This is a genomic window from Roseibium sp., assembly GCF_025698965.1.
In the GTDB taxonomy this organism is placed as follows: Bacteria; Pseudomonadota; Alphaproteobacteria; order Rhizobiales; family Stappiaceae; genus Roseibium.
The window spans coordinates 1-11,194 of the sequence record NZ_JAILWL010000194.1; the positions used below are offsets into that span (position 1 = coordinate 1).

Annotated in this window: 8 protein-coding genes and 1 pseudogene; 5 read left to right on the forward strand and 4 right to left on the reverse strand. The window is 56.3% G+C overall.

Going from position 1 to position 11,194, the window contains the following annotated elements:
• Nucleotides 1-513: flagellar hook-basal body complex protein (locus K5905_RS16410; RefSeq protein ID WP_297585797.1), on the reverse strand; the 513-nt coding region annotated here is incomplete at its 3' end.
• 276 nt (nucleotides 514-789) lie between these two features.
• On the opposite strand from K5905_RS16410, the gene K5905_RS16415 reads away from it, so the two are divergent.
• The 5 genes from K5905_RS16415 (at nucleotide 790) to K5905_RS16435 (ending at nucleotide 8,262) form a co-directional block, all read left to right on the forward strand.
• Entirely contained in the window at nucleotides 790-1,299 is a 510-nt protein-coding gene (locus K5905_RS16415) for a flagellar basal body-associated FliL family protein (RefSeq protein ID WP_297585799.1), read from the forward strand.
• A 50-nt stretch (nucleotides 1,300-1,349) separates the two neighbouring features.
• On the forward strand, nucleotides 1,350-2,546 hold the full coding sequence (fliM, locus tag K5905_RS16420; protein WP_297585809.1) for a flagellar motor switch protein FliM: 1,197 nt from the start codon (nucleotides 1,350-1,352) through the stop codon (nucleotides 2,544-2,546).
• On the forward strand, nucleotides 2,543-3,112 hold the full coding sequence (locus K5905_RS16425; protein WP_297585801.1) for a DUF6468 domain-containing protein: 570 nt from the start codon (nucleotides 2,543-2,545) through the stop codon (nucleotides 3,110-3,112). Before fliM ends, K5905_RS16425 begins: the two co-directional genes overlap by 4 nt.
• Complete coding sequence (locus K5905_RS16430; RefSeq protein ID WP_297585803.1) at nucleotides 3,109-3,816, forward strand: hypothetical protein; 708 nt, start codon at nucleotides 3,109-3,111, stop codon at nucleotides 3,814-3,816. The genes K5905_RS16425 and K5905_RS16430 overlap by 4 nt, the downstream gene beginning before the upstream one ends.
• Nucleotides 3,817-3,978: 162 nt before the next feature.
• A complete protein-coding gene (locus K5905_RS16435; protein WP_297585805.1) occupies nucleotides 3,979-8,262 on the forward strand; it encodes a hypothetical protein in 4,284 nt (1,427 codons plus the stop codon).
• Here the strand turns inward: K5905_RS16435 and K5905_RS16440 are convergent.
• The 3 genes and pseudogenes from K5905_RS16440 to K5905_RS16450 all read right to left on the reverse strand — a co-directional run.
• Nucleotides 8,259-9,329: a DUF2336 domain-containing protein gene (locus tag K5905_RS16440; protein WP_297585807.1), complete on the reverse strand. Its 1,071-nt coding sequence runs from the start codon at nucleotides 9,327-9,329 to the stop codon at nucleotides 8,259-8,261. The genes K5905_RS16435 and K5905_RS16440 overlap by 4 nt on opposite strands.
• 251 nt (nucleotides 9,330-9,580) lie before the next feature.
• The gene (fliP, locus tag K5905_RS16445) at nucleotides 9,581-10,255 is read right to left on the reverse strand and encodes a flagellar type III secretion system pore protein FliP (protein WP_297585811.1); all 675 of its coding nucleotides are present in this window, start codon (nucleotides 10,253-10,255) and stop codon (nucleotides 9,581-9,583) included.
• Nucleotides 10,256-10,347: 92 nt separating this feature from the next.
• Nucleotides 10,348-11,194, reverse strand: a pseudogene (locus tag K5905_RS16450) (hypothetical protein); the annotation flags it as partial.

An 11,194-nucleotide genomic window follows, 5' to 3' on the forward strand; every position in this document is an offset into this window, starting at 1 on the left:
GCGGATATCAGCGAAATCAGCCACACGGATCTTGCCGCGAATGCCAAGTTGAGTGGCGATGGTGCCGTCGGATGCAATCTCAACCAACCCGTCTTCACGTGAGAAGCTGATGGGACCGGTGTCGGTCATGACAGGACGGCCATCAGCGGAAATCAGCTGACCGGTCGAATCCAGCCGGAAAGCCCCGTTTCGCGTATAGGCCTCAGTTCCGTCTTCCATCTGAACAACAAAGAAGCCTTCGCTGTTCAGGGCGAGGTCGAAATCGTTTTCCGTCAGCTTGATCGAGCCGTGATCGAAATTCGTCCGTGTGGTGAACATGTCCACGTAGGAAATGTCACGGTCCTGCGGTTGGAATGCCGTGCCGTTGGCAATCGGCATGAGGTGTTCGATGAAATGCATGTTTTGCGATTTGAATCCGCTCGTATTGATGTTCGCCATGTTGTTGGCGATCACGTCGAGATGATTCCGCAAAATCGATTGCCTGGATAAGGCAACTAGCTGAGCGTTCTCCATATGAACGGTTCCCTTTGCTCCCCGATGAGCCAGCCAATCTCCCCAGACCAACGGGCTCGTTAAGGTTAATGCACAGGGCGTGCCAGTTTATAAATCCTTGGGATATCTGGTTAAAAACCAAAGGGGGAGGATGCGTGCGGCAAGAGATTCCGGCAGAAGTTAACCACTTGGCAATTTTTGCCGGGTGACTCGCGTTAACGGGCTGGTAACCATTCGTTAACCATTAACTCTTTAGTAATAATTAGCGCGCGTGCGCTAACTGAAGCGGAGTGCGGAATGGCCGACGAGAATGCCGCAGCTGATGATGATGCCGAAAAGGCTGAACGGTCTGCTGGTGGCGGCAAGAAGAAGCTGTTTCTGTTTGGCGGCATCGGTCTGGTAGTTCTGCTCGGGGCCGGTGGGGCTGCTTATTATTTTCTGATGGGCCCCGAGACCTCACTCCCTTCACCAGATGGTTCGGACACACTTGTAGAGGTTCAAAAACCGGTTGTGTTTTACGACCTGCCGGAGATGACGGTTAATTTGGCGACGGACGGACGCACGACCTACCTCAAGGTTAGGATTGCGCTGGAAGTCGAAAACAGGGCGATGATCGAGCAGATCCAACCGTTTCTGCCGCGCATTCTGGATGCATTCCAGATCTATCTGCGCGAATTGCGCCCCGCGGACCTGGAAGGGTCCGCCGGTCTGTTCCGTCTGAAGGAAGAATTGCTCAGGCGGATCAATTTGTCGGTTTACCCGGCGAAGGTTGAGGGGGTCCTGTTCAAGGAAATCCTTGTACAGTGATGGTGTGAATGGCAAACGTCGACGAAGATGACGACCTGTCCGAAGAGGACATGGCGGATGCGTGGGGCGCCGCTCTGGCCGAGCAAGGCGCCGGAGGCGATGACGACGAGGATCTAGCTGCAGCCTGGGGCGCGGCTCTTGAGGAGCAGGGGGCGGGAAGCTCCGACGATATGGCGGCCCAATGGGCCGCCATGATCGACGACAGCGAGCCGGATCTTGAAAACGCCACTCGCGGTGCCGATCGCGTTCTCAACCAGGAAGAAATCGACAACCTCCTCGGTTTCAACATCGAGGATACGATTGCGGGTGATCAGAGCGGTATTCGTGCGCTCATCAACTCGGCGATGGTTTCCTACGAGCGTCTGCCGATGCTCGAGATCGTCTTTGACCGCTTGGTTCGCCTGACCACGACCTCGTTGCGCAATTTCACTTCCGACAATGTCGAAGTGTCGCTGGATTCAATAAGTTCCGTTCGTTTCGGTGATTACCTCAATTCCATTCCCCTGCCGGCAATTCTGGGCGTCTTCAAAGCGGAGGAATGGGATGGTTTCGGTTTGATCACGGTCGAGTCGAGCCTGATCTATTCAATCATCGACGTTCTTCTCGGCGGTGGGCGCGGAACGTCTGCGGTGCGTGTCGAGGGGCGACCTTACACAACGATCGAAACTGGTCTCGTTCAGCAAATGGTGTCGTTGATCCTTCAGGATGCCGAACATGCGTTTGCGCCCTTGTCTCCTGTTCATTTCAACCTTGAACGTCTCGAGACAAACCCCCGCTTCGCTGCAATTTCCCGGCCGGCCAATGCAGCCATCCTTGTCGAGTTGCGTATCGACATGGAAGACCGTGGCGGCTCCGTCGAAATCATGATGCCATATGCAACACTGGAGCCGATCCGCGATCTGCTGCTCCAGATGTTCATGGGCGAAAAGTTCGGTCGGGATCCGATCTGGGAAGGTCATTTGGCAACCGAAATCCATGCAGCGGAAATCGAAGTCGATGCGGTGCTGCACGAGACTTATCTGCCGCTCGGACGGGTCTTGAGCCTGGGCGTCGGGCAGACGCTGGTGTTCGATGTCGATCCGGCCGATCCGGTGACGATCAAATGCGGCAATGTGCCTTTGACCGAAGGGACGCTCGGCAAAGTCGAGGATTCCATTGCCATTCGAGTCGCAAAGAACTTGCGCAAGCCGAAAATGACCCTGGCTGCTTTCGAGCGCGCCATGCAAAACGAAATGGAGCAACCATGAGCACTTTGCCACTCGGAATGATCATTGAAGGGTTGGTCGCGGTTCTGTTGCTGATCACGATCGGTTACTGCTGGATGCTGAACAGGCGTCTACAGCGTCTCAGGGCCGATGAGGAAGTGTTACGGGCAACGATTTCGGAACTGATGACCGCCACGGAGATTGCCGAGCGCGCCATTTTGGGGTTGAAGACAACAGCGGCTGAAGCGGACAAGACCCTTGGCGGGCGCCTGAAGCAAGCTGAAACCATGTCCCAAACGCTGGCTGACCAGGTCGGTGAGGGCGAAAAAATCTTTATCAGGATTACCCAGATTGCCGAAGCCGCGCGGTCTGCCTCGGCACATCGGGAAGCGCCGGTGCGAACCGAACGGTATCCGGCGCAGCCTGCAGCAGAAAATCCTGTGTATGCGCCTAGCGCTGCGGGTTACGTGAGCGCGCAGCAACCGCATGCGCCGGTGGTGGAGCCGGAGCGCAAACGCAGCAGTCGGGCGTCAGACATACGCAGTGCCGCAGCGGAGGCGACTGCCCGGCTGGAACAATTCCGCAAACGTAATGGTGCTGCTGCATGAATTTGAGACTGTTGCCATTGTTGGGAATTTCGGCGAGTGCCTTGCTCGCGTTGAAACTGCTCGGCCTCACGATGGGGCCGGACAGCACCAATCTTCCTATCAATGGCGCAGTTGCCCAGGAAACCCAGGCCGACGGACAGGCTCCGGTGGATATGGCAACGGGCGACAGTCCATTGCCACCTTCCGGGGGTGATTTGCCTGAACAACCGGTTCTTCCCGACAGTCTGGAAATTGGCGGTTCGGCCGCGGAACGTGCTGTTCTGGAAAGTCTTGGCAGGCGGCGGGAAAACCTGCAGGCGCAAGAAGGTCAACTGGACCTGCGCGAGAAACTGCTTCAGGCAACTGAGGAACGCATTCAAAAGCGCGTGGACGAGCTGAAGAAGCTGGAAGAGCGGATAGAAGCAGCGGTTGAAGAGAAGAAAAAGCAGGAAGAAAACGAAATCGCCGGCCTTGTGACGATGTATGAAAGCATGAAGCCCAAGGACGCTGCCCGTATTTTTGACCGGCTGAGCCTTCCTATCCTTTTGAAGGTCGTACGGCAGATGAATCCGAGAAAAATGGCAGATGTGTTGGCCAGAATGTCACCCGAGGCGGCCGAAAACCTGACAGTGGCGATAGCAAGCAACACTTCTGCACCCGTCCAACAAATGCAACCGATGCAGGCACCGGCGCAGAACACGCTGCCGAAAATCCCGTCAAACTAAGAGAAAAGGGCGGATTTATCGGGAACGCGTAAGGGCACGTTAAGAACACCAAACTAACAATAGAGTGTTGGTGCCATCCGAGGACTGAACAACTTGCCGGGACTATTCCTGAATATTGGAAAAAGTTGCAAGCCTGCAGAGAAATTCTGCAAGGGCGTGTTGGTGCGCCGGTTCGCCGCTGTCTGGCTGAGCGCTGTCTTCCTTTCCCTGGCTGTCCCGACGCACTCCTACGCCCAGACGTTGGAGCCGGTGGATCTCGATGTCTATCCGGAAGAAGGTTATGGCCGGATCGTGCTGACCTTCAAGGATCGTACGCTTTTGCCGATCTACGACGCCGTTATTACTGGCGGTGTTTTGAGAATTTCCTTTGAAGAACCGATTGACATCAATGTCGATGACGTCCCGCTTGATCTGGGAGAATATGTCACGATCGCGCGCCGGGATCCGGACGGCAGCGCAATCCGGTTTGCCTTGAAGAACCAGTTTCAGATCAACACTCTCGAGGCTGGAGAAAAGCTGTTTGTCGATATTCTGCCGATGAGCTGGCAGGGTTTGCCGCCAGGGTTGCCTGACGATGTTGTTCGCGATCTGGCAAAACGGGCGGAAGCCGCGATGCGCAAGGTGCGGGCTCTCGAGCAGGCACGCCTGAAAGCCCAGGAGGGGCCCGAGGTCAGCCTTCATGTGGGAGAGCATCCCACATTCACACGTCTCGTTTTCGATTGGTCAATCAAGTTCGATACCGCATTCGTTCGGGAAAACGACATCATCAAATTGACCTTCAATCATCCGGCGCAGCTCGACATTTCTCATTTGCGCGCTCATCTGCCTCAAGGGGTGATTGATGCGACATCATTCCTGGACAAGGGGAAGCTGAAATTTCTGATGCGGGTCGAGCCTTCCGTCGACATCCGCGCTTTCCGGGAAGAGCAGACTTACGTGATCGATGTGACGCCAGAGAATATGGAGGTCAACGATCCGGCAAATGCTCTGATCAACAAGGAACTGTCGGTCGCGGATAACGAAAACCGCAAGGACATGATCACGTCTCCGGGGTTGCGTGATACGCGGGAAGTGAAGAATCCCCGCGGACTACCGCCTTCCAGCACATCCTCTGCCGTCGGAGGAGGCATACTGAAGGAAAGCCGCGCGGACGAGTCTCCGGCATACACAATCCTGCCGATCGGTCAGGAGAATAACGACGAAGAGGCGAGGGCACCTGCGGTCTCGGAACCGGTGAGTGTCACCCGGCACTTGGTTGATACAGAACAGCAAACAGCAGCTTTGTTACCTGCCGATCCCTCTCCGGAGGCAGGATCGGCTGCTGCAGGCGGTCAGCAGTTGGCAATGGTTCCACGGCTGAAACCTGGCGCTGCCGTAGAGGCGCAGGCGAATTTGCCGGCTGAAGAAAATGGATTCTCCGGTGATCCTGCAATCGAACTTGCGACGGCCCCTGTTTCTGAGAATGATATTCCGTCGGTGCCTTCGGTCGAGACGCTTCCGGCTCCCGAGGTGCTTGCGGCTTCTGCTGGAGCAGAAGCACTCAGTGAAGCTGGAGTTGATGGCCTGATCACGTCGGCTATCTCGACATCCGTTCCACAAGGCCCTTCAGAACAGCCCCCCGCTTCGAACGAAGTCGAGATTGCGCAAGCATCTCCCGGTGCGTTGCCATTGACGGATGTTGCACCGGCGGATGACGGCATTGTCCGCAATGCACCGATGCTCGACTTTTCCAAGCAGCAAATCGGCGGAGCCCAGGATCAGGTCCAGCCGACGGAGCCGGGCAGCAATGGAATACCAACCTTGAAGCCGGTTGAGAACGTGACGGCCGATCCGCAGTCACCGGTTCCCCTTAAGGCGGATCCGGTCCAGATCGAAAACACACCGTCCATCGGTGGAAGCGGCGTTCCGGAAGGCATTCAGCTTCCCAACCGGGCAGGCAACGATCAAGACGCCTGGCGTGCACAAGGTGGACGTGACCTTGATCAACTGCCACCGTCGCCGGAGCAGCCCCCTGCGAGCTTTGCTGCCGAGGTGCGCAACTTCGTTTCAGCTGAGGCCCGGAGGATCGGAAATACGGTTCGGGTCGTGTTTCCGTTCTCGGAACCTGTTTCGTCCGCGGTCTTTCGGCGCAACGACAGCCTCTGGCTGGTCTTCGACACCGATGCCACAATCGATACGAGAGGCATGATTTCCGCACTGGCGGAAACAGCCGATACGATCAACGTTCAGCAGTTCGACGATTATCAGATCCTGCGCCTGGATCTGAATGACCCGGTTCTTGCGACTGTCGGCGTGGACGGCAATGCCTGGTCACTGGTGATCGGGGACATGATCCTGGAACCTTCCATACCACTTCAGTTGGAACGGACAATGCGTGGGGATGGTGGATCAGTCTTGCGTATTCTTTATCAGGATCCGCAAAACATTCGTGAGGTCACAGATCCATTTGTTGGTGACACGATTTCACTGATTACGGGGTTCGGACCGCCGCGCGGGTTGTTGAAGCCTCAGAAATTTGTCGATCTCGATGCTTTGAGTTCTGCGCAGGGCCTGGCGATTGCAGCCAAGTCAGATGGCGTCAAGATGAACATACTGGGTGATGACGTTCTTATTGAGCGCCCCGGCGGTCTGGCTCTGTCGAATAGGCATCTGCGCGGCGGAACGGGGACCTTGAGCACGATCGTCGATCCTGAAAACTCCGGTTACGTCGAGTTCGTATCGTTGAGCACGGAAGGCCCCGGCAGCTATCGATCCCGGCTTCTGGAGTTGCAGGAGCGTCTGTCGAGAGCCCCGGAAGGCAAACGCCGTAAGCCTCTGATCGCACTGTCACGGTTTTACCTGGCGCATCAGTTTGCACAGGAAGCCCTGGGTCTGATGACGCTTGCGCTGGAAGAAGAACCGGCACTTGCGGAAGACAGCTCCTTTAACCTGATGATGGGCGCTGCCCAGACCATGGCGGGGAGACCGGACGAAGCTTACGACCACTTGAATCGGCCGGATCTGAAGAACAGTCCGGACGCGGCGATCTGGCAGACCATTGTCGACGTCAAACTTGGTAACTGGACACCTGCGCGCATTGCGACCCCGCGAGGGCGGGCGGTTGTTGGCAATTACCCAACGGCCATTCAGACCGAATTCAAGCTCGCTGCTGCCCAGGCGATGGTGGAAGTGAATGACTTTGGTATTGCCAACAGCATGCTTGCTGAAATTGAACCGAGTGAAGTCACCAAGGCGCAGGCAGCACGCTACGATATTTTGCGTGGACGCGTTGCCGATGCATCGGGACGCTCCCAGGAAGCGCTGACGGTGTTCGATCTTGTGACGCGCTCGGATGACCGGCCGAGGGCTGCAGAAGCCGAATACCGCGCACTGAGAATTCGCTTCAGGGATGGCGAACTCACCGTGGATCAGGCGATTGACCGGCTCGCCAGTCTCGCGACGTCCTGGCGCGGAGACGAAATCGAATTGAGAACGTTGCGCTTTCTGGCTCAGCTTTACGCCGAACGCGGACAATACCGCGAAGCTTTCGAAGCTATGAAATCGGCGGTACAGGCTGATCCGGAATCCGACACAACGCGGTTGTTGCAGGAAGAGATGAACGGTCTTTTCAATGCGTTGTTCCTCGATGGTAAAGCGGATGAAATGCAGCCGGTAAAAGCGCTGGCGCTCTACTACGACTTTCGCGAGTTGACGCCGATTGGCCGTCAGGGGGACGAGATGGTTCGTCTGCTTGCCAAGCGATTGGTAGAGGTAGACTTGCTTGACCAGGCAACCGAACTTCTGCGCCATCAGGTGGACAACCGTCTGAAAGGGGCGGCGCGGGCACAGATCGCGTCGGATCTTGCTGCAATCTACCTGATGGATAGAAAAGCTGAAGAGGCTCTGAGGGTTCTGAACCGCACGCGGCAGGCCAGCCTTCCTTCCACATTGGAGCGGCAGCGGAATATTGTTGAGGCGCGGGCGCTCACCGAAAGCGGCCGCCCGGACCTGGCGCTGGAACTGGTGCGCAACATGCGTGGCACAGATGTTGATCGCCTGAGGGCAGATACCTTCTGGGCGGCTGAAAGCTGGCGCGATGCCGGTGAACAGCTTGAAGCCATGCATGGTTCGCGCTGGTCCGACAACATTCCGCTGGATGAACTTGAAAGACGTGACATCCTGCGGGCGGGCATTGCATATTCGCTCGCCGGCGATCAGCTGAGCCTGGAGCGGCTGCAGACCAAGTACACGAACAAAATGGCCGATAGTCCTGAAGCTTTTGCGTTCGAGATTGTCACCCGTCCGGTCGATGCGCGGGGCGTAGAATTCCTGGAAGTCGCCAATCGCCTGGCAGACGTGGATTCACTTGAGACATTCCTGAAGGAATACCGCCGTCAATACATGTCGCCCAGCCGGAACCCGGATCAGGCTGCGGTCGGTGGTGCGGTGGGAGACGCTGCTGGTTAAGTCGCGGCGACCTTCAGATCTGTACTGATTGCCGCGCGGCCCGGTTTCTTCATTTCCGCCTTGTAGCGCATGACAAGTTCCGGGATGGTTCTGGTACTGCGGTCCAGCCATTCGCAACGGGCTTTCAGGAAATCCCGGTACGTCTTTTCATGAATGCCGGTTTGCAGCATCAATCGCATGATTGCACCGTCCGCATCGGATTTCAGCGTATCGGCAACAACGTCGTCGGCAAGATTGATCTTGCGGCTGATCAGCCAGATGGCGGCATCGATCCGTTCTTCTTCAAAGAGCGTGCGCAAGATTGCGTCAAAGGAAAGCTCACCATTGGCGATCTGGATGCTGGCTTCGTGTCGTGAATAAGACACTCCGTCCAGTTCAATATCGCCCTCACGTTCCAGGCCGTCGATTGCGTTGGCAAGCTTGCTCAGGTCGCCTTCTTCAAGAGCTCGTTTGAGCGGCGCAGGAATGAGCGGGCAGTTTGTTTCAAGAATGTATCGCTGGGTCTCGAGGAAATCCTCGTCCTGGAGAGCGCGTTTGGCGATTCCGGAGAGGACTTCGATCTCTGTGTTTGCGAAAATCAGGAGGGCCAGCATGGCTTTGACTGAGAATACGGCAGCCGGATTGTCCAGCATGGCATGAACGACGTTCCGGCTGCTGCGAGCGATCAGTGTGTCGGTGATCTCTTCACTCAGGTCCGGCCGGCGCGCGACCGAGAGCCGCTTGTCATTGCCGCCTGATTTGGCCAGGTTCATCAGCGCTTTTGGGCTCATCATCGGAGAGCATTCGATCACGGGTTCCGACAGTTCGTAGTCTTCCTCGGCAAGTCGGTCCGCGAGATCTGAAATAATTCGGTCGGTTTTTGCGAGACGGACCACGAGTTCATATCTGGCTTCGCGGTCCAGCTGGTCGAATACGGAAAGAACGATCCTTGAAAAGAGCTCGCGTTCCATCTCTGTCGGCTCATGGTCCTCAGACCGCGCATATTCCCCGACGAGCGTTCGGATGAGCTTTGATCTTGCCTCCGGTTCTTTGATCCGGGCAAGTTGTTCAAGTTGTTCTCGTATCACGATTTACCACTATAAGTATAAGGGCGCGTACGCCCTAAGCGTCACGTTTCAACAATGACACGGCTATCTTAATTTTCTTCTACTTTTAGTCTTCTGAAAAAGAGAAGCGTTACCAACTGTTTCTTCCGCAGCGAGCCACAGTCAATGCCGGAATTCCCTCAGTATCTGATCAAGGCACTGGACATAGTCGACACTCGATCCAGCAGGCTTTTTGGTCTCTGTCTCAATGATTGCAGGTTCTTGGAAAGCGCCTATCCGCCACCGAAACTTTTTACCAACGACCCCGCGACAAGGTTCCAACCGTCGACAAGCACGAAGAAAATGAGTTTGAACGGCAGCGAAATCACCACCGGCGGCAACATCATCATGCCCATGGACATCAGAACGGACGCGATCACAAGATCGATGATCAGAAAGGGAAGATACAACAGAAAGCCAATTTCAAACGCCCGTCGCAGCTCGGAGATCATGAAGGCCGGAACCAGTGTCGCCATGGACAGATCATCCGGCCCTTCGGGGGCATCCTGCCCCGACAGCTCCTGGAACAAAGCCAGGTCCTTTTCGCGGACCTGGGACAACATGAAACCGCGAAAGGGTTCTGACGCGCGCTCATAGGCCTGGTTGAATTCAATGTCACCGTCGACAAGCGGCTGGACACCAGCGTCATAAGCTGCCTGCAAGGTGGGCATCATAATGAAGGCTGAGAGGAAAAGCGCCAGGCTGACCATGACCATGTTCGGTGGCGCGGTCTGCAAACCGATTGCGGATCTGAGCAGCGAAAGCACCACAACGATACGAGTGAAGCTTGTGACCATCACCAGAATTGAAGGCGCAAGCGAAAGCACCGTCAGGAGAACGACCAGCTGGACGGCACGCTCCGTCAAACTGGCATCATCACCGAAGCCGACAGAGATTTCCTGAGCCATCGCCGGAGCGACAAATGCTGCCAGGACGGTCGCAAATGCGATCGCGAAACTTGCCAGCCGGTACCACTGCACCGAGCGCACCCCATGTGTCATCAGTTTGGTTGCCCGCCCAATTCGTCCAGAAGTTTCGCCATTTCGTCTTCAATCGGGTTCTTGTTTGCCAGCGCCGGGGCAGCGGCTTTGGCTTGTTGCTCCTGTTTTGGAGAATGGGCCTTGTCCGGCGTCTGTTCGTCCTTCGAAGAGACGTCCTCGGAGGTTGTGGATTCGTCTTGAGACTTTTCAGCCGCGTCTTCCACAATGTCGGACAAGCCAAAGTCTCCAGAAGTGTCACCTTGCAAGGGAGGGGGGGCTGCTGCATCTGCTTCGGCAATCGAGGCTTCCGAGCTGCTTGCTTCCACGGTTTTCGGAATTTCAACTTCAGGGGCAGCGGCGCCCCCGAGTGTACCTGCGGTCTCCGTGGATGTGTCTGCAACCGAAGCGGTTGAAAGGGAAGGACCTTCCGACGAAACAGCTATAGGAGAACGATCGTCTGAAGTCAGTGCAGTCTCATCCCGCGCGATGACAGGAGCTGGGCTGCTGTTGTCTGCGCCCTGGTGATCCTTCGTTGCTGGAACTCCCAAATTGGGTTCAATCTTCTTGTCCGAGGTTTCCTGTTCGACAGGTTTCGCGAGCGCCGTTTTTGCACGTGCCGCGGGGCCGGAGGCCGGAGGCGTGATGGAATGCCGGCCATAAGAAGGGCGTTCGCGGGGCTGGAAGGGTCGCGACATTGGCTTTACCGCAGGTGCAGGATTATCGTCCGATTTTGACGGTTCATCCGCAGATACCGGCTCGGCCTTGACCTCTGGTGCTTTCATCGGCGGTTCTGAAACAACAGGCTCTGAGGGCGTTTTTTCAAGAGAAGCCGGTACGGGCTCGGTTTTCGGGGCTTTCGGAGTGGTG